Origin of the sequence: Ferruginibacter yonginensis, from assembly GCF_042651465.1 — a bacterium.
GTDB lineage: Bacteria > Bacteroidota > Bacteroidia > Chitinophagales > Chitinophagaceae > Ferruginibacter > Ferruginibacter yonginensis.
This window is the reverse complement of sequence record NZ_JBHSCZ010000005.1, coordinates 50,639-74,072: the sequence shown is the minus strand read 5'-3', so window position 1 is coordinate 74,072 and position 23,434 is coordinate 50,639. Positions and strand designations below refer to the sequence as shown.

The 23,434-nt window shown below is 34.0% G+C and carries 22 protein-coding genes and 1 other RNA gene; 13 read left to right on the top strand and 10 right to left on the bottom strand.

The features are described 5' to 3' along the window. Nucleotides 1-31 precede the first annotated feature (31 nt). The 4 genes from ACFOWM_RS13525 to ACFOWM_RS13510 all read right to left on the bottom strand — a co-directional run bounded on the left by ACFOWM_RS13525 (nucleotide 32) and on the right by ACFOWM_RS13510 (nucleotide 6,227). A complete protein-coding gene (locus ACFOWM_RS13525) occupies nucleotides 32-4,375 on the bottom strand; it encodes a CusA/CzcA family heavy metal efflux RND transporter (RefSeq protein WP_379711048.1) in 4,344 nt (1,447 codons plus the stop codon). 85 nt (nucleotides 4,376-4,460) lie between these two features. Then, complete coding sequence (locus ACFOWM_RS13520) at nucleotides 4,461-4,853, bottom strand: hypothetical protein (RefSeq protein ID WP_379711046.1); 393 nt, start codon at nucleotides 4,851-4,853, stop codon at nucleotides 4,461-4,463. 29 nt (nucleotides 4,854-4,882) lie between these two features. Next, nucleotides 4,883-5,620, bottom strand: a complete 738-nt coding sequence (locus ACFOWM_RS13515) for a metallophosphoesterase family protein (RefSeq protein WP_379711044.1) — start codon at nucleotides 5,618-5,620, stop codon at nucleotides 4,883-4,885. Nucleotides 5,621-5,747: 127 nt separating this feature from the next. Continuing rightward, the gene (locus tag ACFOWM_RS13510) at nucleotides 5,748-6,227 is read right to left on the bottom strand and encodes a YybH family protein (protein ID WP_379711042.1); all 480 of its coding nucleotides are present in this window, start codon (nucleotides 6,225-6,227) and stop codon (nucleotides 5,748-5,750) included. 263 nt (nucleotides 6,228-6,490) lie between these two features. Between ACFOWM_RS13510 and ACFOWM_RS13505 the strand changes: the two genes are divergently transcribed. The 7 genes from ACFOWM_RS13505 to ACFOWM_RS13475 all read left to right on the top strand — a co-directional run bounded on the left by ACFOWM_RS13505 (nucleotide 6,491) and on the right by ACFOWM_RS13475 (nucleotide 11,557). Further along, nucleotides 6,491-6,886 carry a hypothetical protein gene (locus ACFOWM_RS13505; RefSeq protein ID WP_379711040.1) on the top strand — a complete coding sequence of 132 codons (396 nt, stop codon included), beginning with the start codon at nucleotides 6,491-6,493 and terminating at the stop codon, nucleotides 6,884-6,886. Nucleotides 6,887-7,111: 225 nt separating this feature from the next. Further along, nucleotides 7,112-7,711, top strand: coding sequence for a hypothetical protein (locus ACFOWM_RS13500; RefSeq protein ID WP_379711038.1), 600 nt, complete (start codon nucleotides 7,112-7,114; stop codon nucleotides 7,709-7,711). Next, complete coding sequence (locus ACFOWM_RS13495) at nucleotides 7,708-7,881, top strand: Imm49 family immunity protein (RefSeq protein ID WP_379711158.1); 174 nt, start codon at nucleotides 7,708-7,710, stop codon at nucleotides 7,879-7,881. The genes ACFOWM_RS13500 and ACFOWM_RS13495 overlap by 4 nt, the downstream gene beginning before the upstream one ends. Before the next feature lie 607 nt (nucleotides 7,882-8,488). After that, nucleotides 8,489-8,803: a hypothetical protein gene (locus tag ACFOWM_RS13490; RefSeq protein ID WP_379711036.1), complete on the top strand. Its 315-nt coding sequence runs from the start codon at nucleotides 8,489-8,491 to the stop codon at nucleotides 8,801-8,803. A gap of 533 nt (nucleotides 8,804-9,336) precedes the next feature. Beyond that, entirely contained in the window at nucleotides 9,337-9,834 is a 498-nt protein-coding gene (locus ACFOWM_RS13485; protein ID WP_379711034.1) for a hypothetical protein, read from the top strand. Between the two features lie 314 nt (nucleotides 9,835-10,148). Continuing rightward, nucleotides 10,149-11,075: a hypothetical protein gene (locus tag ACFOWM_RS13480; protein WP_379711032.1), complete on the top strand. Its 927-nt coding sequence runs from the start codon at nucleotides 10,149-10,151 to the stop codon at nucleotides 11,073-11,075. After that, complete coding sequence (locus ACFOWM_RS13475) at nucleotides 11,072-11,557, top strand: hypothetical protein (RefSeq protein ID WP_379711030.1); 486 nt, start codon at nucleotides 11,072-11,074, stop codon at nucleotides 11,555-11,557. The genes ACFOWM_RS13480 and ACFOWM_RS13475 overlap by 4 nt, the downstream gene beginning before the upstream one ends. Nucleotides 11,558-12,137: 580 nt before the next feature. Here ACFOWM_RS13475 and ssrA read toward each other — a convergent pair. Beyond that, nucleotides 12,138-12,509: a transfer-messenger RNA gene (ssrA, locus tag ACFOWM_RS13470) on the bottom strand. Nucleotides 12,510-12,644: 135 nt separating this feature from the next. Here ssrA and ggt point away from each other — a divergent pair. The 5 genes from ggt to ACFOWM_RS13445 all read left to right on the top strand — a co-directional run bounded on the left by ggt (nucleotide 12,645) and on the right by ACFOWM_RS13445 (nucleotide 17,050). Further along, complete coding sequence (gene ggt / locus ACFOWM_RS13465; RefSeq protein WP_379711028.1) at nucleotides 12,645-14,336, top strand: gamma-glutamyltransferase; 1,692 nt, start codon at nucleotides 12,645-12,647, stop codon at nucleotides 14,334-14,336. A gap of 75 nt (nucleotides 14,337-14,411) precedes the next feature. Then, nucleotides 14,412-14,861 carry an OB-fold protein gene (locus ACFOWM_RS13460; RefSeq protein ID WP_379711026.1) on the top strand — a complete coding sequence of 150 codons (450 nt, stop codon included), beginning with the start codon at nucleotides 14,412-14,414 and terminating at the stop codon, nucleotides 14,859-14,861. 32 nt (nucleotides 14,862-14,893) lie between these two features. Next, complete coding sequence (locus ACFOWM_RS13455) at nucleotides 14,894-15,430, top strand: YceI family protein (RefSeq protein WP_379711024.1); 537 nt, start codon at nucleotides 14,894-14,896, stop codon at nucleotides 15,428-15,430. 145 nt (nucleotides 15,431-15,575) lie between these two features. Further along, entirely contained in the window at nucleotides 15,576-16,376 is an 801-nt protein-coding gene (locus ACFOWM_RS13450) for a DUF3050 domain-containing protein (protein ID WP_379711022.1), read from the top strand. 71 nt (nucleotides 16,377-16,447) lie between these two features. Next, nucleotides 16,448-17,050: a DNA-3-methyladenine glycosylase family protein gene (locus ACFOWM_RS13445; protein WP_379711020.1), complete on the top strand. Its 603-nt coding sequence runs from the start codon at nucleotides 16,448-16,450 to the stop codon at nucleotides 17,048-17,050. Here the strand turns inward: ACFOWM_RS13445 and ACFOWM_RS13440 are convergent. Beyond that, nucleotides 17,047-19,089 (bottom strand): putative porin, encoded by a 2,043-nt coding sequence (locus ACFOWM_RS13440; RefSeq protein WP_379711018.1) that lies wholly within the window; start codon nucleotides 19,087-19,089, stop codon nucleotides 17,047-17,049. The two genes, ACFOWM_RS13445 and ACFOWM_RS13440, sit on opposite strands and share 4 nt — an antisense overlap. Nucleotides 19,090-19,095: 6 nt before the next feature. Beyond that, entirely contained in the window at nucleotides 19,096-19,917 is an 822-nt protein-coding gene (locus ACFOWM_RS13435) for a purine-nucleoside phosphorylase (RefSeq protein WP_379711016.1), read from the bottom strand. A gap of 233 nt (nucleotides 19,918-20,150) precedes the next feature. Here ACFOWM_RS13435 and sucC point away from each other — a divergent pair, with 233 nt between their 5' ends. Further along, nucleotides 20,151-21,362 carry an ADP-forming succinate--CoA ligase subunit beta gene (gene sucC / locus ACFOWM_RS13430; RefSeq protein WP_379711014.1) on the top strand — a complete coding sequence of 404 codons (1,212 nt, stop codon included), beginning with the start codon at nucleotides 20,151-20,153 and terminating at the stop codon, nucleotides 21,360-21,362. A 93-nt stretch (nucleotides 21,363-21,455) separates the two neighbouring features. Here the strand turns inward: sucC and ACFOWM_RS13425 are convergent, their stop codons facing one another. Genes ACFOWM_RS13425 through ACFOWM_RS13415 form a run of 3 tightly spaced genes read right to left on the bottom strand, consistent with a single transcriptional unit; the run spans nucleotide 21,456 to nucleotide 23,319 of the window. Next, nucleotides 21,456-22,016 (bottom strand): DUF6705 family protein, encoded by a 561-nt coding sequence (locus ACFOWM_RS13425; protein ID WP_379711012.1) that lies wholly within the window; start codon nucleotides 22,014-22,016, stop codon nucleotides 21,456-21,458. A 9-nt stretch (nucleotides 22,017-22,025) separates the two neighbouring features. Beyond that, nucleotides 22,026-22,586, bottom strand: a complete 561-nt coding sequence (locus ACFOWM_RS13420; protein WP_379711010.1) for a DUF6705 family protein — start codon at nucleotides 22,584-22,586, stop codon at nucleotides 22,026-22,028. Between the two features lie 10 nt (nucleotides 22,587-22,596). Next, nucleotides 22,597-23,319, bottom strand: coding sequence for a hypothetical protein (locus tag ACFOWM_RS13415; RefSeq protein WP_379711008.1), 723 nt, complete (start codon nucleotides 23,317-23,319; stop codon nucleotides 22,597-22,599). Between the last annotated feature and the right edge of the window lie 115 nt (nucleotides 23,320-23,434).

Here is a 23,434-nt window from a genome sequence, read left to right as displayed (position 1 = left end):
GTTTTAAATAATGATAAAACTGTTTCAAAAATTATAATGAAGCAGTGAGGTATTGCAACGTTATTACAGCATCGTTGTATGCTTTAACAGCACTCGTATACTGGTTTGTAACTACAAAACATTGGTTAATGAGTTGTACAAAATCTAAGTAATTAATATCGCCACTATTAAATTGCTTTAAAGCAGTACTGTATATCAGTTGGTTATTTTTTAAAATACCATTTTCAAACTCAGCTAACAACTCCATTGACTTTTTATATTGCTCCATGGCTGTTTTTAATTGAAGTTGTAAAGCTGCTTTTTCAGTATTAATAGTAGCATCTACAACAGTTTCATTAAACTTACTGGCTTTTACTTTTGCTTTTTGTGCTGCATTAAATAGGGGAATACCCAGCCCAACTTGTACTGAATTAAAGCGTTGCGATGCGGTGTACAATTTATTATCGGCCCCTACCCCTCTAATACTTCCATTGCTGTAACCTAACAATAAATCAGGCGCCAACTTTGATTTTTCAACTGCCGTTACAGCCGTTTGAATTTTCTTTTGTTGTGCTAACAATTGCAAATAAGGAGTGGTGCCAATGGCAGTATCTATTAACACAATAGCAGGTGCTTTGTAAGGAGCCGTTGGCATATACAATGTATCTGTTTGTAATAAATATTGCAGTTGAAACTGTGCAATATGTAAAGCTTGCGCTACTTGATTGCGTTGCGTTTGTATGGCTGCATATTGATTTTGAAAAGTTGCCTTTTCTAAGATATTACTTTCACCTTTTTGCAAACGTAAAGTGGCTTTATTTAACAGTGCTTGGTACATACTATCTGCACTTGCCAATGTTTGTTGTTGTTGTTGCAAATACAAATACTCATAAAATGTAGTAGCTACTAATTTTTTAATTTCTACTTCTTTTGCAGTTTTTGAAAGTTTACTCAAATCCCACTCAGCGGTCAATAATTGCTGTTGCTTTTTATATACTATGGGAAAATTGAGCGTTTGTGTTATCGCAAATTTAGTATCAGTAAAAGAACTGTTTATTTGTCCAACATCTGCTAACACATTGGTATTGGGGATGATGTTTGCTGTTTTCATCATCATACCTGCATAGGTAATTTTTTGCTGTGCTTCTTTTAAAAGCAAGTTATTATTTACAGCAATTTGTGTAGCCGTTTTTAAATCAATTGGCTGTTGAGCCTGCACATAAGTTGAAAACAATACAAGGCATAATAACGCTGTTATTTTTGATAATTGTTTCGGTTTTGCACCCAAACCATTTTCAAAAATGATGTACAAAATCGGCAGTACAAACAAGGTTAAAAAAGTAGCAATCATTAAACCACCAATTACTACAGTTGCTAAAGGACGTTGTACTTCAGCACCTGCACCATTGCTCAATGCCATAGGTAAAAAGCCCAATGATGCTACAAAAGCAGTCATTAAAACAGGTCGCAAACGTACCGTTGTTCCTTTAACAACTACGGCCAATAAATTTTTCATACCACTTAATTTTAATCGATTAAATTCTGCAATTAATACAATACCATTTAATACGGCCACACCAAAGAGTGCAATAAAACCTACACCAGCACTGATACTAAAGGGCATGCCCCTTAGTGCTAAAAAAAAGATACCGCCAATGGCTGATAGTGGAATGGCTGTGTAAATAAGTAAGCCTTGCTTTACTGATTTAAAAGCAAAAAACAACAAAATGAAAATGAGCAGTAATGAAATGGGCACTGCTATCATTAACCTTGCTTTGGCTTTATTGAGGTTTTCAAAACTGCCGCCATAGGTAATGTAATAACCAATTGGTGTTTTTAATTGAGCATTTACTTTTTGTTGTAATTCCGTTACAATACTTTGTACATCTCTACCTCTTACGTTAAAACCCACTACAATTCTACGTTTAGCATCTTCTCGTTGAATTTGATTAGGACCATCTTTTATGGACACAGTTGCTAATTGTCTTAACGGAATTTGATTACCATTGGGCGTTGGAATCAATAAATTTTGAACATCTTCTAATTGTTGTTTTTGAGAAGCATCTAAGCGAACCACTAAATCAAAACGTTTTTCATCTTCAAAAACCAGCCCGGTTGATTGGCCAGCAAAGGCGGTATTGACAACATTGTTAATGGCTTCAATAGATAAATTATATTGAGCAATTACAGGCCGATTGTATTCAATAATAATTTGTGGCATACCTGTAACCGTTTCAACATATAAATTTTTTGTACCGGCAACGGTGTTAACAATCTTTCCTAACTTTTCTGCGGTGGCGGCCAAACTATCTAAATTTTCACCAAAAATTTTACACACTACATCTTGCCTTGCCCCTGTCATCAACTCATTAAAACGCATTTGAACAGGGTATTGAAAACTAGCGGTGATGCCTGGTACATCTTGCAAAGCTTTACTCATTTTTGCAGAGAGGTCATCAAAATTGGTAGCGGATGTCCAGTATTTTTTATCTTTCAACACCACCATCATATCACTAGCTTCCATCGGCATCGGATCGGTGGGTACTTCCCCACTTCCTATTTTAGTCACTACTTTTTCAACCTCAGGAAAACGAGTCTTTAAAATATGAGCAGCCTTTTGGGTATAGTCGATGGTGGTATTTAAATTACTACCCGTTAATACCCTTGTATCAACAGCAAAATCCCCCTCTTCTAAAGCAGGAATAAATTCGCCCCCTAAAGAGGTTAACACAACGACCGCCAATACAAACAAACCCACCACAGCACCTAAAATAATGGTAGGTATGCGTAATACTTTCAGCAAAACTTTTTGATAAGTACGCTCAATGGCTGCCATTAATCTATCTGAAAAATTTTGTTTATGTGTCGTTTTTTTACTTAATACCAACGCACTCATCATCGGTATATAAGTGAGCGATAAAATAAATGCACCTAATAAAGCAAAGGCAACCGTTTGAGCCATTGGTTTAAACATTTTGCCTTCAATACCTTGTAACGTAAAAATGGGTAGGTATACAATTAAGATGATGATTTGTCCAAACACAGCGCTGTTCATCATTTTACTGGCAGATTGTGTTACTTGATGATCCATTTGGGCAACCGTTAACGTATTGCTGCTGTTCTTTTTTTGATGCATGAGTTGGTGCATCACCGCTTCTACAATAATGACAGCACCATCTACAATTAAACCAAAATCTAACGCACCCAAGCTCATTAAATTACCACTCACACTAAATAAATTCATCATACTAATAGCAAATAACATCGCCAATGGAATTACGGATGCTACCAATAAACCTGCCCTAAAATTGCCTAAAAACAATACCAATACAAACACTACAATTAACGCACCTTCTAATAAATTTTGTTCAACAGTACTGATAGCATTGTTTACCATTTTAGTTCTATCTAAAAATGGCTCAAGCACAATACCTTCTGGCAACGTTTTTTGTATTTGTGTAACCCGTTCTTTTACTTTTTTGATTACCTCACTGCTATTAGCGCCTTTCAACATCATTACAATGGCGCCGGCTACTTCACCTTCATCGTTATAGCACATTGCACCATACCTTGTAGCATAACCAATTTTAACTTCAGCAACATCCCTCACCATTAAGGAGGTACCTTCAGAATTTTGCTTGATAGCAATATTTTCTATATCCGTTTTATTGGTAATTAAACCTTCACTTCGTATAAATAAAACGGTAGGACCTTTTTCAATATACGCCCCACCTGTATTTTGATTATTAGCAGCAATTGCTTTAAATACATCATCAATACTAATATGATAGCTATTTAATTTATTGGGGTTGATGGCAATTTCATATTGCTTTAATTTACCGCCAAAACTACTTACTTCGGCAACACCTGGTACGCCGAGTAATTGGCGTCTAATAATCCAATCTTGAATAGTACGTAACGCAGTAGCATCATATTGTTGCTCGTACCCTTTTTTAGGTTTAACTACATATTGATAAATTTCACCCAAGCCCGAACTAATTGGCCCTAAGGTGGGCGTACCCACGCCTTTTGGTATTTGACTTTGCACTTGTTGTAAACGTTCCGCCACTTGTTGTCGAGCCCAATACACATCAATAGCATCATCAAAAACAATAGTAACTAGCGATAAACCAAAACGAGAAAAACTTCTTATTTCATGAATACCTTCTATGTTACTATTTACTTGTTCAATGGGGAAAGTTATCAAACGTTCTATATCTGTTGCACCCAATGCAGGTGCTGTTGTAATTATTTGAACTTGATTATTGGTAATATCTGGCACTGCATCAATAGGTAATTTGGTGGCTTGGTAAATACCCACACCAATTAAGGCCAATACAAATAAACCAATGATGAGTTTATTCCTCACGGAAAACTCAATTATTTTTGTAAGCATACAATCGTAAAACTTTAAATGATTAATTAATACACGGCGTTACCTCACTTTTGTACATACAAAGCGGTAACATTATAGTTATTAATTAAGCCGATTTTGGAGGCTGCCATATAGCAGCTAAATAAGAAGAAGTGAAATGTTGATCAACAGGAACTATAAATTTTTGCTCCAATATTTTTACAGATTTCTGAATAGTAAAATGATTGACCAACGGTACAAAATCTTGCAGGGTACAACCCATACAAGCGGTATGTGTTTTAAAGGGCAGTTGCATGTCTCTATCATAGTCCTTATCTTTCGGAGAACCATTTAAATAATGCATGGTTAAAAAAGCAGTCCATGATATAGTTGGATTTTCTTTTTTGTGTTCAAAAAAATGTTGCACCACCACAGGTAATTTACAAAGCTCAATTGCTTCGGTAGAAGCGAATAGATACATTGAAAGAAATAATATGGTGGTAATTTTTTTCAGATGCATAAAATTATGCATTTTTTTAGAAAGCAACATCAATCATTTTTGTTTCTGCCAACCTCATTTGGGTACAAAAGTGGTAATGCATCGCTTTGCCAATAAGCTTTTGTGGCAACATCCATTATACTCAATTTGCCTTTAAATGCTGCACCTGTATCAACATTTATAATATTACCCACTTGCATAGGCGTTGTACAATCGTTGTAAGTAGTGGGTGTATGACCCATAAATATTTCGCTGTACAATTGCATTCGTGTTGATAAAACTGGTTTAGTTTGAGGCCCTATACCATTTAACTTAATGGCTTCGTACCAGAGTGTACGATCCCATTTTTCAGGAGCTGTAGTAAAATCAGTCGTTACATTTTGCCCTTCAGTAAAACCGGCATGTATAAATAAACGATTAGCTTCATCTATATAAAAGTATGGCAGGGATTTAAAAAACTGAAGATGCGCTTGCATGGTTTCAAATGTATAGTCTTTATAACTCTGCATAGTTTCAGCACCACCGTGTTGAACCCAAGTTTCATTAGCTATACCTGTTGCCAGCCACTGCTCACACCACCAATCGTGGTTACCTTTAATAAAAATACATGGTTGTTGTGTTGCCAATTGCATCACAAAATCAACTACTGGCGCTGCTTCGCTCCAACCATCAACATAATCGCCTAAAAAAATGAGGGTATCATGGGTGTTAATAGGCGCTAATTGTAATACCTGTTGCAATGCCTTTAAACCTCCATGTATATCGCCAATTACAAAAGTTTTAGCCATGTACTGTACCTTGAGTATACTGTTATTTGCAGCAAAAAAGATGCTGTTATGATATTCAAAGTTACGTTACACAAATTTTGTAAATGAGGTTCGTACATTTTATTTGTACAAACCTCATATGTTTATTTTATTGTGTTGCAGGTGCAGCATCAGTAGTAAAAATATCTCTGTGCATTTTCCATTTACCATCTTCCATTTTCCACACCACTACAAATTTTCCTTTATCTAAACTTTTATTTTCAGCTCCAAGTAATTCATACTGTCCGGTTTCAACTACTACTTCAGGCCCACCCATTACCTCTTCTGTTGTTAAACGAATATTTTGTACTCCCATACCTTGTGCTCCTTTAAAAAACATACCAATTGCCTGACTGCCGCATAGTTTAGGTGCATTTGCTGGCATAATACAGCCATCTTTTGTGTACTTACTAATAAATAAACTCGAATCTGCTTTTGCAAAACCTTCGCCATAGGTTTTGTTACTTTCTGCAATGGCCATTTTAGCACTATCTAAACTAAATGTTGGGGTAACAACCGTTTTTTGTGTTTCGTTATTACAAGATGCCATAACCAATGTTACCATCGAAATAAATAATAATTTTTTCATGATGTTATTTTTAATTCAAATCTATATTATGCAAATAATTATTATGTACCCAGCAGTGGGTATATTTTCCTTATCGGTTTCTTCGCAGCAACGTCTCTGCCCTTGCAGGACGTTGCGTCAATATCTCCACTAACTTCTTTAAAAAACGAAAACCTTCTCTTATCGGTTGGTGTCATCACCAACCGAAACCATTAAGTAAAAAAACCTCAAAATTATTTGCGTTTCACTTTTAGCAAGTTCTTTAAAAATACTATTTTCAACAAATGAATCACAACCCCTATAAGCGCCAAGGACAGATGGATTATTTACAGTCCTACTTCTACACCGATACTATCATTGGACATAAACATTTATTACAAGATGATGGATTCAAAATGATTGTTGTTGATTCTTGGAAATATCTAATAGCGCAGGTGAAGATAAAAATCTATGATTATGTCATAATACCAAACCATATCCATCTCCTATGGCAAATGTTAGCATTGAATGGAAAGGAAAGCCCAGCAGGAAGTTTTGCTAAATTCACAGCTCATTTTTCTTACGCAACGTCCGGCAAGGGCCGAGACGTTGCTGCGAAGGAGGAATATCCGTGGAGTAGTACTAAATTTTATGAACTTGGTATTGACGAATTTGGAATTGTTACTGATTATAGAGATTAAGATGGAAGTACTGATTTCGGTTGGTGAGGACACCAACCGATAATGAAATGATTGGATTGACTACATAGCTAGGGAAAAACTTGTAAATTTAAATGACCCAATTCAACAAAGTACAAAAACTGCAATATTAAATTCACCAACAGGGTTTATTAAAAAGTATATCGCTGCTGTTGATAAAAATACTGGTGTATTGAAATTTTTAAAATTAGGTTCATCTTTTTAGATATGCGAAATATAGATTTTTTAGTAGAACAGGATAATATAAATTCAAAAATTTGGATTATCCATATTTTAAATAATCCTGAGAATATAAATAAAATGGCATTAAATTTTAGGTTTTTAGAGGTTTCTCATGCTATTAAGTGCATTGCAGATGAAAATTTCCAACAATCAAAACAACATTTCTATACTGCTTCTCTTTTAGATCAATTGAGGATAGAACAATTTAACGGTGATGTTTTGTCCTACGATGTTAAATCTGTATGTAATCCTATTCTTTCAGACAATGAAGAATTAGTAAAGCGTTTTTCAAAACTTCGTTACCATGCTTGGGGTAAAATGCCTGGAATGGATGAAAATGTATTGAAAGGTAAAAATGATGTTTGGGCAAATACTGTTCAGTTCTTTATGATGAATGATGTAGAAAAAATTGAAAGAAATTTGAATATAATTGAAACGATAACTATTAAAAAGTTGCCAAAAAATCAGCAAGAATTATTGATTGATTTTGATTTTTTCAAAGCACTTTATTTAGGTGATAAATCAAAAATGGAAGAAGCATTAGATAATCTCGTAAGTCCAAAAATTCATAAAAAAAAAATATAAATGATATTCATGCACAATACGTTTCATTTCCTGCTTTGGGTTATGCAAAATTGGCTTGGCTCAAAGGAATCGAAGTGGAAGTAAAAAGTCATTTAGTTCCAAAAGAATTACTTCCAATTCAGCCTTTGGAAAAATATGAAATTCCTTATGATTTTTTGAAAGAAAGCTAATGAATGATATTATATTTCAAAAGTCAAACTGAATCCTCAGAAAACTCATTTTAAGCGGTGCAGTTCTCCGCTTTTTGAGATGTTAGCGTAGCGCATCTCGAAATAAGATAAAGCAGATTTTTATCTGCATAAATCGATGACATTAAAAATAAATTTTTAATTTATATTTTTTATGAGCTTGGTATAGACTAATTTGGAATTGTTACTGATTATAAAGAGTGAGATGGGCGTACTGATTTCGGTTGGTGAGGGCACCAACCAATAATAAAATTTTTTTATGATCTTGGTATTGACGAATTTGGAATTGTTACTGATTATAATGAGTGAGATGGACGTACTGATTTCGGTTGGTGAGGACACCAACCCATAATAAAAAAGATATAGGTTAAAGATTGTTTTTTATTATAGGATTTTATATTAAGGCAACAATATTATTATGAGTTTAAAAGGGTTATCGGGTTGCATTGAAATCACTAAGGAAAAATATAACATAATTTTTCCTGAGAAGATTAAAATGAAAGTTGAGCAAAAAAAATTTAGAGAATTTATCAACTTACATAAAGATATTTTTTTGTGGGAATAAGAAACTTCATTAGGTAAAAAAACATTGGAAGAAATTGAAAGTTTTCCTAACAGAGAATTAGTATTAAGAGATCTAAATGAATTTCATGCCTATGCCTTTTATAAAAAGGATAAAGGCTACTACGCCTTAGATGTTGTTTGGAATCCTGTGTACGGAATCGTTTCAATTAATTTTAATAATTCGTATGTTACTATCCCAACCTTAGAAATATTATTGCAAATGGCAAATTATTGTGATGCCATGCTATTAGTAAGGGGTAAAAAGCATATTACAAAAGAGTTTATCGAAAAAGAAAAAGCTGAAATAAATGAAAGGAAAATATCAAAAAATAAAAGATGATAAAGTAATCAATTTCCCTTACCTGAAGAATATCCGTGGAGTAGTGCAAAATTTTATGAACTTGGTATTGACGAATTTGGAATTGTTACTGATTATAAAGAGTGAGATGGACGTACTGATTTCGGTTGGTGAGGACACCAACCGATAATAAAAAACATCTCGAAGAGCAGTTTGAAGTATACAAACCAACTTGGATGAAAAATGTTTATTGCTATTTAAAAGATAAATATCTTTTGTATTTAAACTTCGAGATGCGCTGCGCTAACATCTCGAAGAGCAGGATGAACTACGAAAATTAAAATTGTTGGCACCAGTACCGCCAAAAGAAGGGTTTATTATTACATTAATAGCAGAGGCTGATTTCGAAGATTGCGTAGCAAATGGTTTTGGGCATACTACAGACGATGAATTTTAAGAGGTGTAATAAGAATTTAAACATATATTAATTCATTAAAATTTGGGGGATGATTTTATAATTTTTGCAATAGAACCTATAAATGTTATTAAAAATTAATTTTTAAATTATAATAATTATGGATGACATAAAACACCATGACCATTACAAAAAAGTTTTTGGGTTCAATAGTGATGTTGTTTATTACAAGATGAATTTTTTAGAAAAATTTGCAGTTATAGGAAATGATACACGTGTGGATTTAAAAGATTTTAAAATCGAAATTGAAACTGTAATAAGTTTAGCAAAAAAAATGGGTCATACTATTAAATTCTCAAACGCAAAAAAATTTTATGGCAATGAGGTTTCCGAAAAAATAATTTCTATCCCTGCATTCGATACAAAATATAATCGTTTTGAACTTGGCGCAGTCTTCAAATTTCCCCCCAAAAAAAATTTAATTTCTGGCGGCACCTGGGCTAATATAGCAAATATGCTATCAGATTATCAGATTAAACATTTTAATCCAAAATGTGAAACAGCTCAAGAAATGGAGTTTATATTGGAAAACTATTTTAAAATTTATGAAGAGTTAAAAGTTGGTATGATAGATTATTTTAAGGGATATAAAATATAAGAATAATTCAAAATGTTTTGAAATTTTGCAAGAGATATTATGAGTCCGCTTTTTGAGATGTTAGCGTAGCGCATCTCGAAATAAGATAAAGCAGATTTTTATCTGCATAAATCGATGACATTAAAAATAAATTTTTAATTTATATTTTTTATGAGCTTGGTATAGACTAATTTGGAATTGTTACTGATTATATAGAGCAAGATGGACGTATTGATTTCAGTTGGTGAGGACACCAACCGATAATAAAAATATCTTTTGTATTTAAACTTCGAGATGCGCTGCGCTAACATCTCGAAGAGCAGATGTTAAAATCAATGGCGCCCAATAATAACGCTGTAACAACAATTTCTTTAGGCCAAATAAATACAAGTTTAACAGGTAAAAATACTTTATACCTTGATGCTGCTTCGTTGTTCGATAAAAATTTACATGGACCAGTAAAACAAATACTCGGAACTTTTGTTAATGAAGAAACATTACCTAATTCTGCTTATATTTACATAAAGAAAAATGAAGGTTTTGTTAAGGGAGAATTTGATGTAGTAGAAACTGTGTCAGGTAAAATTTATTTATCTCCTAAGAATCTAAAAGGGGTGGGGAACTCGCTTTTTGGTAGAAATATTATCAATGGAATCAATGGTTTTTCAGATAATATTGCTACTATTTTATCACAACGTGGATTAAGTTTAAACGACTTTAAGTTACTACAACAAAAGCGATATGATTTAATGACTATTGTAGAGAAGGCACATATAGATGCAATCAGAAATTCAATACCAATTCCTGATGGAAATACTCTATTGCAAAAAGTAATTCCTAAAAATCAAATTCAAAGTTTTATTGATGTACCCAACGACAATTTTCGTAAAGTTGGTGGTTTTGTTTCAACAGCTAAAGATGCAAAGCATCTAAATACTTTTGAAGATGTTTATCAAGGTATGCGTTTAGATTATCCAGGCACACAATTCAATTTATCTGATGGCAGTTTTGGAGTAATAAGATATAAAACGCCAACTCCTAATTTAACAGTACCCAAATTACCAGAAGTTACTGGAGATTTACCATATACAGGAAATGGTTTTACAGGAGGTAATAATGGTAAATTGGGAACTCCTGAATGGAAGCCACCATATAATACGCCAACCGAAGGTTCTGAATTGTGGGAAGTATTTTCAGATGGCACGGAAGTATTGAGAGCGAAAATTTCGACTGCACAAAACAAATTTATTCCAGTGCCATGACAATAAGAATTGGAACATACACATTATATGAAAATATAGAAATGGCTATAAATGAATACTACGGTCATGGGCTAGATCAAGAGTTAGAAAAAAATCATAGAGTTTTATCATATTCAAAAGATTACGGGCAATTGAGTGGGTTTGCTTTAGATGAAGTGTCAAATAGATATAGAAAAGACATTCTGATAAAGGATTTAAAAAACGCTTTTTTTGTTACTACAAAAGCAAAATATAAAGGTGGGATTTTTGTAGTTGAACCTTATCATGGAGATGAAATACATTTACATTTAGCCACTAAAGATTTGGAATTAGGCAAAAAGCTAAATTTTTATGAGTTACACGATGGAATCGGGAACCCCTATTATTTAGGTGAAATAAGAATTTCAGAAGTAGAAAAGATTTGGGAAGAAAGACAAAAGTCTGTTTACGATGTCCCAATTCCTGAAAATATTGAATTATTAAAAGTAATAAAAACCGCTTAATTGCGGTTTTTATTATTCTGCCAGTACATCAATAAGCAATTGTAGTTCTTTATCGGATATATTTTCTTTTAGATTAGTGTCCACACCAACCTACTTCGCTGCAACGTCTCTGCCCTTGCAGGACGTTGCGTCAATATCTCCATTAACTTCTTAAAAAACGAAAACCTTGTCTTTCATTTCAACTACATTTTCTATTTTATAAAAGCCATCATCACCTATTTAATAAAATTTTTCTTATAGGTTGGTGTCTACACCAACCTATTCTTACGCAACGTCCGGCATGAGCCGAGACGTTGCGTAAGAATGAAGCATTGTTAAAACTAAGAATATTTGATTCAATTTTATAAATAGCTTTGGTTGTATTTACAAAAGTATTGAGCGTATACTTACGCAACGTCCGGCAAAGGCCGAGACGTTGCTGCGAAAATAAAATACCAGCTTTGATAAAGCTTTAATACAGCTATGTAAAAGCTATCAACAACATCTCAGCGTAAGTAGGTAAGTATAGTTGTAAAAACGGCAGCATAAAAAATAAAAAAACCGTTACCACAATAAGTGATAACGGTGCTGTACATTTTAAGAGTGGAGCCGACCGGACTCGAACCGGTGTCCAAACATATTCGCCGTAAGCTTTCTACATGTTTATTTTTGCATTACTTTTCGAGATAACACCGGGGCAAAACAAACCAATGGTATCCTTAGATCAATAGTCTTAGGCAATAGTCATATCATTCTATTGCAGCGTGCTATTTCTTTTTTGAGTCGGCGGCGGAACGTGGCAGTAGCAAAGCCTGCTCGGCGGCCCTAATGGTGCTAATCTATCGATTAAGCAGCCATGGCATACTGTGTATTGCCATTTAAAGTTTTCGTATTCATATTAAAGTGCTAATTACGCAACGCACTACATGCTTACACCTACAAAGATCTATGCTGTCAAAACCAAAACGGCCCCATAACAACTTTGCAAAAATACAAAAACGCAACCGTAGTGTACACTTTTAAATTTTAAATACTTAGGTATTCATTTAACTTTATCAAACATTACTACATTGTATTTCAATTGCTACTATTTAATCAAAAAAATACCATGCGTTTTTTTTATACAATAATTTTTGTTGCCATCACAGTAAACCAAGCAACAGCGCAGCTAAATCCTTATAATTACAACAACATTAAATTAAGTGATGATCAAAAAAATATAGTAGTAAGTGCACATGCACTGGCCAGCGATGCTGGTGTACAAATGCTTCAATTAGGCGGTAATGCATTTGATGCGGCCATTGCAACGCAACTTGCACTTGCAGTGGTATACCCGGGTGCTGGTAACATTGGTGGTGGCGGCTTTTTAGTAGCACACACCGCAAAAGGTGAAAACATTGCATTGGATTATAGAGAAGTAGCCCCTGCCAGCGCAAATAAAGATATGTACCTTGACGATAAAGGCAACCCAATAACATTGTTAAGTATGCAAGGCCATTTAGCCAGTGGTGTACCCGGTACAGTTGCTGGTTTATTTGCCACCTTACCCTATGCCAAATTACCATTTACCACACTAATTGCCCCTGCTATTAAATTGGCAAAAGAGGGCTTTGCAGTTACAGCTGCACAAGCGGCAGATTTTAATAATAGCAAAGCCGTGTTTGAAAAAAATAATAAACAACCCGTAGCATTTGTAAAAGCTATTGCTTGGAAAGCTGGTGATACGCTCATACAACCACAATTAGCAGCTACATTACAACGCATCAGCGATTTCGGTTTAAAAGGATTTTATGAGGGTACTACAGCCACAATGATTGTCAACGCTATGCAAAAAAACAATGGTATTATTTCGCTAAGCGATTTAAAAAATTATACTGTAAAGAAAAGAGTTGTTATGAAATTTGGTTACAAAGGTTATGACATTGTTACGATGCCTTTACCAAGTAGCGGTGGTATTATTTTACAGCAACTACTTAAAATGACTGCCCTTAAAAACCTTGCTAGTAAACCTTTTCAAAGTACTGCAAGTGTACAACTAATTACAGAGGCAGAAAGATTGGCATTTGCAGATAGAGCCGAATATTTAGGTGACCCTGATTTTGTAAAAGTACCCGTAACCACATTGGTAAGCGATGGTTATCTTAAAAAAAGAATAGCCAATTATACCGAAGGAAAGCCCGGTAAAAGTAGCAATACAACCGCTGGCATTATTAAAGAGAGTGAACAAACGACTCACATAAGTATCATTGATGCTGCAGGTAATGCCGTTGCGGTTACCACTACTTTAAATGATCATTTTGGCAGCAAAACCATTATTGATGGCGCTGGCTTTATCATGAACAACGAAATGGATGATTTTAGCGTAAAACCTGGCGTACCCAATATGTATGGTGCTATTGGTAACGATAAAAATGCCATTGCGCCGGGTAAACGGATGTTGAGTAGCATGACCCCAACAATTGTATTAAAAAATAACCAACCCTTTATGGTAGTAGGTACACCCGGCGGTACAACCATACCCACCAGTGTTTTTCAAACAATTGTTAATGTAATTGATTATAAATTGAGCCCTCAAAATGCGGTAAATCAACCTAAATTTCATCACCAATGGTTGCCAGATGTTGTTTATGTTGAAAATGATTATCCTCAAACAACCATTAATAACCTTACAAAAATGGGATATACTGTAACTGTAAGAGGCAACATAGGTAGAACAGAGTTAATTGTAATAGATAATAAACAAAAAACAGTTCATGCAGTGGCTGATAAAAGAGGCGATGATGATGTAAGGGGATATTAAATTGTTAAACTTTTTTGAGTTTACTTAAAATTCAATGTTTAAACATCGTATATTTGAATTTATAAAAAAATGTATATGTCTAATAAAAAATCAATTGTCAAAAAAATATTAATAGCAGGGGTTATATTATTAGCCATTGGAGGTGGTGCTGCTTGGTATATTTTAACCAAAAAGTTTGATGATACCGCTACTATTAAAGCTGCATATACAGTAACTTCTAGCGAACTTATTAAAGAATTTACCGCCAATACAGCGGCTGCCAATAAAAAATACAGCGAACAAATTATTACAGTAAATGGCCCTATAACCAGCATTGAGCAGGCAGATACTACTTTAAATGTTAAAATGGAAGATAGTACAGGCGCTTATATTATATTCGCTTTTCAGCAAAAAGATATTGCTGATGTAAAAAAGTTGAAAGAAGGTGATCAAGTATCTATTAAAGGTTCATGCAATGGCGGTACATTTAGTGCCATTCTAGAAACGGTTTACATAGGTTTAAAAAGATGTTCACTCAACAAATAAAAACTATAATCAAAATAAAACAACACAACAAAATGAAAAAAACACTCTTAATTGCTGCAATCGCTTTAACAGCTACTAGTTTATTTGCACAAAAGAAAACCACTTCATCAGCAACCATTACTTTTGATGCTACTACACCAGCAGATGCTTTTCCTAAAGCGGAAAACAAAACTTCTGTAGCTGCGATAGATACTAAAAAAGGAACCGTAGCTTTTGAAAGCCAAATTAAAGGTTTCAACTTTAGCAACCCAACAATGCAACAGCATTTTAACAGCCCACGTTGGTTAGATTCTGAGCAATTTCCTACAGCAACTTTTACAGGTAAAATCACCAATTTAGCTGATGTAAAATTTGATAAAAATGGCACTTACACTGCTAATGTTGAAGGCGATTTATCAATACATGGTGTTACCAACCCTGTAAAAACTACAGCTACAATAGTTGTTGGTAAAGATGGTATCGCTACTTCATCAAAATTCGAAATAAAATTAGATGCTTACAAACTTAGCAACGCAGGTGGTAAGTTAGATAACAATACTAAAATTACTGTAGCAGCAGATTTTAAATAAGCTATACGCATCATTTTAAAAAAGCAACTATTCAATAGTTGCTTTTTTTGTGCCCGTCATAAAACAATACAAGCCTAAGTTCCGTATGTAGCAACAACTAATAATGGTTAGTATTTATTTTTGCATTATTAAATAACAACGTGTTATGAACAAGCATATTGAGAAAATTAAATTAGCTGCAGAGCCGCTACGTGAACAAATCATTAATCACAAAGTATATTCACTCATAAAAGATATTGAAGACCTTAATATTTTTATGCAATACCATGTATATGCCGTGTGGGATTTTATGAGTCTACTCAAAACACTACAAAATAATTTAACCTGCACCAATGTACCTTGGTTTCCGGTAGGCAGTGCAGATACTCGTTTTTTAATCAATGAAATTGTAGTAGGTGAAGAAAGTGATGTTGATATGAACGGCGTTCGCAAAAGCCATTTTGAATTGTATTTAGATGCGATGCAACAAGCTGGTGCCGATAGTACAGAAATGCACCAATTTATTAATGCTTTACGCAATGGCCATAACCTAACAGCAGCATTTGAGGTTGCCCAAACGCCTGCCGCTGCTCGTAGTTTTGTAAATTTTACATTTGATATTATTAATAGTAACAAAGCTTATTTACAAAGTGCCATTTTTACTTTTGGTAGAGAAGATTTAATACCGGGTATGTTTATTTCAATGGTGAACGATATTTACCAACGCATACCTGAAAGTATTGCTACATTTAAATATTATTTAGAAAGACATATTGAAGTAGATGGTGATCACCACAGCCATTTAGCTTTAGAAATGACGGCCAATTTATGTGGCGACAATGAAACCTATTGGGCAGAAGCTGAAGCCGCTACCCTACTATCATTACAAAACCGCATTAAATTGTGGGATGGTATTTATGAAGCCATCACTGCTAAAAATAAAGTACAAACAGCTGTTACAGCATAAAATAAAAACTTCTAAATGCCCTGATTTTTCGGGGCATTTTTGTAAGTTGACTTATCAATAAACTTCATCTATTGAAAAAAGCCATCACTTACTTGCAAAAAAAAGACGCCAAATTTAGTACCATCATTAAAACGTATGGTGTGCCTACTATGCCACTGCGGCCACCGGGCTTTAAAACGCTTGTGCTACTTATTTTAGAACAACAAGTTTCTATTGATAGTGCTAAAGCGACTTTTCAAAAATTACAACTTTCTATTAAAAATATAACACCATCAAATATAATAGCTACAAGTGATGATGAACTGAGGAGCGTTGGTATTAGTAGGCAAAAACGAACTTATTTAAAAGCACTGGCCACCGCAATTATTAAAAAAGAGGTTGTGCTTGATGAACTACATCAATACGACCCCGTTGAAATTAGGAAACAATTAATAAAAATAAAAGGTATTGGTAACTGGACGATCGACATCTACCTTATATTTTGTTTACAACATCCTGATATTATGCCGTTAGGCGATATTGCGGTGGTGAATACTATTAAAGAGCTATGGGATATTCATGATACTGATGGTATGCAACAGCTTACACAACAATGGCAACCCTATAGAAGTGTGGCTACAGTGTTATTATGGCACCATTATTTAAGCAAACGAAACAGAAAAGTAGTGTATTAATTTACAAACCACCAACGTATTCCAAAACGAATAATTAAGCCTTGTGTTGCATAATGGGGTGCTGCAAAATTGTTGTTAATGAAACCAAACCCGTTTTCAAAACTAGCTGTGTTCAAGTTTTCAGCTCTTAAAAAACCTGTAAAACCTTTTATTCTAAAATGTAAAAAAGCTGCAATATCTGGTCTATTCTTAATGGTAAGGGTATCTTGAGGGGTAAACTGTCCAATAACGGGTGAATAATTATTGGCTTTATAGGGTGTGTAATACCTTACTTCAAGACCAGTACTCAACTTTAAATTTTTAAACAAGCTACCTTCATAAGCTATTCTACTTCTGGTAAAAACAAAAGGTACTTTTATAGGTGCTGCATTATCGGTTTGTTGCAAGGTTACATCAGCATAATAATAAAAGTTCTTTTTTAACTTTATTTTTTTGGATGCATTTATTTGTAAAATATTGATGGGCTTATTGTACTGTTCACTCTGATAATAATTTTTAAAATAGGCATAGTTCGCAATCAGATAGTTATTAAACCCAACCGTAAAATAAGGATTGGTGGCTGTGGCGCCGAACGATGTAATATTTTCTTTTTTATAATTATTGTTATTACCTAAATTGAAAGATGAACGGTTATCAAAAATAAAAGATGGTGTACGGTTTACATTATTAAAATACAATTTAACATCACCCAATTTTTTATTAAGGTACCTGCCCAAATAGGCTTGTACATTATAATCGCCGCTATTTAACCCATTTACATAATAGGCACCTTTCAACAACACATCCCACAATTTATTACGGGTACGGTTGCGGTATTCGCCGTGCAACATAATATTGTAAAAAGAATAATTACCGGTACGCAATGTTGCTTTTAAGTTTTGTAAACTTACCCCTGCTAAAAAAAACTGAGCAGCATTTTTGGTATCAGGAAATTGTAATAATGAAAAATCGTTGGTGATAGATTGCCATTTTTCTATCAACTCAAACGTATCAACCGGTGTAGGAAAAGTAATATTGTACCAATTTTTATACAAAGTTGAATCACCCAAGGCATCAACAAACTGATACGATTGGCTGTTGATGGTAAGGCTATGCTGTAACCTTAATTTTGGATAAAAAAGATACTCCGTAGTGGAATCATTTACGGCAATAGAATCTCGTTTACCAATGTCATAACTCTGTCGTAGAAAAAAAGTTTTGTCTTTATATATGTTACCCGTTTTTACCGAAGCCTGAAACGGATTTGGTTGATAAGGCAACGCCCCACCTAAATTTACAGGAATACTAAACCGTTCTTTTTTATTGGGGTCTTTTAACGATGCGTCATCTACAATACCACCATTTTCAGCCCCTTTTAAAACGTTAGAAATTACAACGATAGCACCATTATAACGTTTACGTTTACCTTGATAATTACCAAATAAACGAACGTTATTATGATTGGTATTTTGGGTTACAAAAAAACCCGGTGCACTTATTAAGCGATACTCAAAACCAAAATTCATATTTGGCCTTGGGCTTTGTGTATGCAACGCTTGTATCATTTGCTCTTTACCGCTAGCCAATTGATAGCCTAGCATGGAAAACGGACCCGTAGTTTTATAAAACTTGGTTTCTTTTAATTTAAATTTATAAATATCATATGCATGAAAACCAGCATCCCAACCTTCTTTTGCAAAAGGCTTAAATACCAACGGAAAAGCCGCTGCACCGTTATTACCTAAGTATTGATAATGGGTAGGTATAGGAAAATATGTATCAAAATTATTTACGCTTGAGTCAATACGCACATTACGAACAGAATCTAAAAAACGATAAGTAATATTGATGGAGTCTTTTAAATCATCTCTCCGCTCAAAACCTAATGTATCGAGTTTGTTGTTGTTTTTCCGTTTCGTAGTATCTGAACCTCTACTGTTATTTTGACTACGAGTAGCGCCACTGCTGCGTAAAATATCGCCAACACGGCTACCAGGCAATTGCCCAAAAGCCATTACGGTGCAAACAATCAACAAGTATGATAGCAGTATTTTTTTCATGTAGGGCTATAACTGCTCAATCAATGTTTTAAAAATATGCGTCAATTTTGGTTCAGCATCTTTAGCAGCTTGTAACACTTCTTCGTGGGTAATGGTATTTTCTTCTTCACGTATGCCAATATCTGTTATCACACTCATAGCAAATACCGGTAAGCCCATGTGTACCGCTGCAATAACTTCTTGCACCGTACTCATACCTACTGCATCGCCTCCTAAAATATGCAACATTTTATATTCGGCTCGGGTTTCAAAAGTTGGTCCGGTTACACCCACATAAACCCCCACTTTTACATCGTATGCAGCCGCTTTTGCAATAGCCAAAGCTTTATCAATTAAATCTTTTCTGTACGGCTCACTCATATCAGGAAAACGAGTACCAAACGCTGGCTCATTTTTGCCTAACAAAGGGTTAATGGTAAGCATACTAATATGATCGTTAATAATCATTAAATCGCCTACTTTAAAACCGAGGTTCATACCACCAGCAGCATTGCTAATTAATAAAGTACTGATGCCTAAATATTTCATCACCCTTATTGGGAAAACCACTTCTTCTGTTGAATAGCCTTCGTAATAATGAAACCTACCGGCCATTGCCACTACTTTTTTGCCACCCAACGTGCCAAAAATTAGCTTACCACTATGCCCTTCTACTGTACTTACCGGAAAATGAGGTATGTCGCTGTAGGCAATTTCTTTTTCCACTGATATTTCACCAGTAAAACTTCCTAAACCGCTCCCCAACACAATACCAACTGCAGGCGTTTGGCTATAAATATTTTGAATAAAAGCAACTGCTTCGTTTATTTTTTGTAGTACTTCAGCCATTTGTATGTATAGTTTTGTAAACACTCAACAATGAGTGTAATTTTTAATGGGCAAAAATACGGTCTTTACATGGCTTTATAAAATGTGACATCATCTTTTTAACATTCATTTCTACGGTTTAAGCAACAGATAAATTTCAAGATGAAGGAGGGTATTTTAGTTATAATTGATTGTTAGATATGTACTTACTTTTTAACGAATCTTCTATATCTTCGCAGCAAATTTTACAAACCATGAATCTTCACGAATACCAAGCGAAAGAATTACTAAAAAAGTACAACGTTCCAGTACAAGAAGGCATTGCATGTAACACACCTGCAGAAGCTGAAGAAGCGTATCGTTTTATTAACACACAATATGGTAGCAAGTTTGCGGTGGTAAAAGCCCAAATTCATGCTGGTGGCCGTGGTAAAGGCAGTATTGTTGGTAAAGACCAACGTGGTGTAGCCGTTGCAAAAAGTGCTGAAGATGTGTTGAAAATTGCAACGAATTTAATTGGGGGTACTTTGGTAACCATTCAAACGGGTGAAGCTGGTAAAGTAGTAAACAAAGTATTAGTAGCGCAAGATGTGTATTATGAAGGACCAAACCCTGTTAAAGAATTTTATTTATCAATTTTGTTAGATAGAACCAAAGGGCAAAATGTAATTATGTACAGTACCGAAGGTGGTATGAACATTGAAGATGTAGCACATGATACACCTGAAAAAATATTTAAAGAGTGGGTACACCCAGGTGGTGGCTTACAAGGTTTTCAAGCTCGTAAAATTGCATTCAACTTAGGTTTAAGTGGTGAGGCTTTTAAAAACTGTACCAAGTTTGTAACCAATTTGTACAATGCATATGTTGGGTTAGATTGTGGTATGTTAGAAATTAACCCATTGTTTAAAACAAGCGACGATAAAATTATTGCGGTTGATTGTAAAATGAATATTGATGATAACGCCTTAATGCGCCATGCGGATGTTGCTGCATTACGTGATTTATCAGAAGAAGACCCAACAGAAGTTGAAGCAGGTAAGTTTAACCTCAACTTTGTGAAGTTAGATGGTAATGTGGGTTGTATGGTAAATGGTGCTGGTTTAGCAATGGCTACCATGGATATGATTAAATTAAGTGGTGGTGAGCCTGCAAACTTTTTAGATGTAGGTGGTACAGCAAATGCTCAAACAGTTGAAGCTGGTTTCCGCATTATTATGAAAGACCCTAAAGTAAAAGCTATTTTAATTAATATTTTTGGTGGTATTGTGCGTTGCGACCGTGTTGCACAAGGTGTAATTGATGCTTACCAAAGTATTGGTAATATCAACATCCCTATTATTGTACGTTTACAAGGTACCAATGCTGATGTAGCTAAAAAATTAATTGATGAAAGCGGCTTAAAAGTACAAAGTGCTATTTTATTAAGCGAAGCAGCTGATTTGGTTGGTAAAGCAGTAGCTTAAAATATATTTTTATTAAGATTACATTAAAATCCCTCAAACCTATCGTTTGAGGGATTTTAATGTAATCTATTTAATGAATGATAGCATTGTACTTTACTGCTTTATCAATACAAAATCCATAGGCATGGCATTAGCGCCTGTTGGGCGGTTCCAAGGTATACTTAGGTCATTATGATCAGTTTGCTGAAACTCTTGGTGCCATTGCATAACCGTACCATTGTTACTCAACGTAACTTTAACATTGTATAATTGAATGCCGGCAAATTGATATCTCAATCTACCAAATAAATTGGACTCATTTATATTACAATTTCGAAAACGCAACCAAATAGTTTGATACATAACTGGCCATCCTTTCATAATATAAGGTATGGTAATAAAACGATTAGCATAGTCACTTACTACAATAGTATTACCATGTTTATACTCTATAAAACCCCACAAAGCATCAAAAATATAAGTAGGTTGCGTATACTTTCCTCTGTGGGCTTTTAAATAAATTTTTATAGTATCAGCGCCATTGGTGTACAACCAATCGCCTGCGTATTGTTGCAGTAAGTTGCATGTATCGTATTCAGTATAATCAATTGCAGTTTGTGCAGTAACACTATAATTTATAGTTATAAAGCTTGTTATTAGTAAGATTTTTTTCATTCATATATATTACTGCTTTATCAATATAAAATCCATAGGCATGGCATTAGCACCTGTTGGGCGGTTCCATGGTATAGTAAGATCTTGGTTATCAGTTTGCTGAAACTCTTGGTGCCATTGCATAACCGTACCATTATTACTCAATGTTACTTTCACATTGTATAATTGATCCCCCGCCAATCGATACCTTAATCTACCAAATAAATTAGTTTCGGCTGTATTACAATTTCTAAATCTAATAGATAATGTCCTATAAACCAAAGGCCAATCTTTTAAAAGAAAAGGGATGGTTATAAATCGATTAGCATAGTCACTTACTACAATAGTATTACCATGTTTATACTCTATAAAACCCCACAAAGCATCAAAAATATAAGTAGGTTGCATATACTTACCTCTGTGGGCTTTTAAATAAATTTTTATAGTATCAGCGCCATTGGTGTACAACCAATCGCCTGCGTATTGCTGCAGTAAGTTGCATGTATCATATTCAGTATAATCAATTGCAGTTTGTGCAGTAACACTATAATTTATAGTTATAAAGCTTGTTATTAGTAAGATTTTTTTCATTCATATTATATTAGAAATCTAAACTAACTTCTGTAACATCATCAAACTTCGCTAATACTTTTAATAGTTTTTTTAGTAAAGGTAAACCTGCTGAGCCAAGATCTATATTATAGTTTACTGTTGTACCGTTAATACTAGCATTGGCATTATGTGGATAACCAATTTCACCATTTAAAGCATCTGATTTTAAATTAAACTTTTCAATTGCTGTTGATAAAGCATTTGTTATTCTTTCATGGTAATTGGTAGTGTTGCAACAAATTTTAATACACATTTGTATGTATAAATTATACACTTTTAAAACATAAGGTAGTTTCATTTTTGTGAATGGATGGCTATTTTTTTCACCTCCAATATATGCCCAATATTCACTAGCGTTTAAACCTTCTATCCAACACTCCAAATCAGCTTCATCAAAATCTTCATCGGTTGTTTTTATTATTCGTCCAGATTTTGATTTCCAACAAAAGGTAATATTACCAATATACTCAGGTAATATTGAAATTGCTGTATGTATTTTTGAAACTTCACCTATTTCGTACATCTTTTCAATTTCGTATGGTTTAAAAACTGATAAACCAATTTTATTACTCGGTTTTATATTAGCTTGTAAAAGAAAAATTCTTTCAACATTATCACTGAAGTAATTACAAAATTGTTCACTAAAATAAACATCATATTTATTCCATATTTTACGGAATTCATCATTACAATACCAAAATTTAATTTGCATAATTTTTAATTTATGGTATCAAAATAGCAAATCTTATAATTCTATAAGGAGCAATAAAACCAGCGCTGTAATCAATTAAACAAAAAATTTAAATTCCAAATTTTAATCTATTTAT

Bases quoted from the DNA above. Each gene is read 5' to 3' on its own strand.
- ACFOWM_RS13525 (WP_379711048.1), bottom strand. From the start codon at position 4,375: ATGCTTACAAAAATAATTGAGTTTTCCGTGAGGAATAAACTCATCATT.
- ACFOWM_RS13520 (WP_379711046.1), bottom strand. From the start codon at position 4,853: ATGCATCTGAAAAAAATTACCACCATATTATTTCTTTCAATGTATCTA.
- ACFOWM_RS13515 (WP_379711044.1), bottom strand. From the start codon at position 5,620: ATGGCTAAAACTTTTGTAATTGGCGATATACATGGAGGTTTAAAGGCA.
- ACFOWM_RS13510 (WP_379711042.1), bottom strand. From the start codon at position 6,227: ATGAAAAAATTATTATTTATTTCGATGGTAACATTGGTTATGGCATCT.
- ACFOWM_RS13505 (WP_379711040.1), top strand. From the start codon at position 6,491: ATGAATCACAACCCCTATAAGCGCCAAGGACAGATGGATTATTTACAG.
- ACFOWM_RS13500 (WP_379711038.1), top strand. From the start codon at position 7,112: ATGCGAAATATAGATTTTTTAGTAGAACAGGATAATATAAATTCAAAA.
- ACFOWM_RS13485 (WP_379711034.1), top strand. From the start codon at position 9,337: ATGGATGACATAAAACACCATGACCATTACAAAAAAGTTTTTGGGTTC.
- ACFOWM_RS13480 (WP_379711032.1), top strand. From the start codon at position 10,149: ATGGCGCCCAATAATAACGCTGTAACAACAATTTCTTTAGGCCAAATA.
- ACFOWM_RS13475 (WP_379711030.1), top strand. From the start codon at position 11,072: ATGACAATAAGAATTGGAACATACACATTATATGAAAATATAGAAATG.
- ggt (WP_379711028.1), top strand. From the start codon at position 12,645: ATGCGTTTTTTTTATACAATAATTTTTGTTGCCATCACAGTAAACCAA.
- ACFOWM_RS13460 (WP_379711026.1), top strand. From the start codon at position 14,412: ATGTCTAATAAAAAATCAATTGTCAAAAAAATATTAATAGCAGGGGTT.
- ACFOWM_RS13455 (WP_379711024.1), top strand. From the start codon at position 14,894: ATGAAAAAAACACTCTTAATTGCTGCAATCGCTTTAACAGCTACTAGT.
- ACFOWM_RS13450 (WP_379711022.1), top strand. From the start codon at position 15,576: ATGAACAAGCATATTGAGAAAATTAAATTAGCTGCAGAGCCGCTACGT.
- ACFOWM_RS13440 (WP_379711018.1), bottom strand. From the start codon at position 19,089: ATGAAAAAAATACTGCTATCATACTTGTTGATTGTTTGCACCGTAATG.
- ACFOWM_RS13435 (WP_379711016.1), bottom strand. From the start codon at position 19,917: ATGGCTGAAGTACTACAAAAAATAAACGAAGCAGTTGCTTTTATTCAA.
- sucC (WP_379711014.1), top strand. From the start codon at position 20,151: ATGAATCTTCACGAATACCAAGCGAAAGAATTACTAAAAAAGTACAAC.
- ACFOWM_RS13425 (WP_379711012.1), bottom strand. From the start codon at position 22,016: ATGAAAAAAATCTTACTAATAACAAGCTTTATAACTATAAATTATAGT.
- ACFOWM_RS13420 (WP_379711010.1), bottom strand. From the start codon at position 22,586: ATGAAAAAAATCTTACTAATAACAAGCTTTATAACTATAAATTATAGT.
- ACFOWM_RS13415 (WP_379711008.1), bottom strand. From the start codon at position 23,319: ATGCAAATTAAATTTTGGTATTGTAATGATGAATTCCGTAAAATATGG.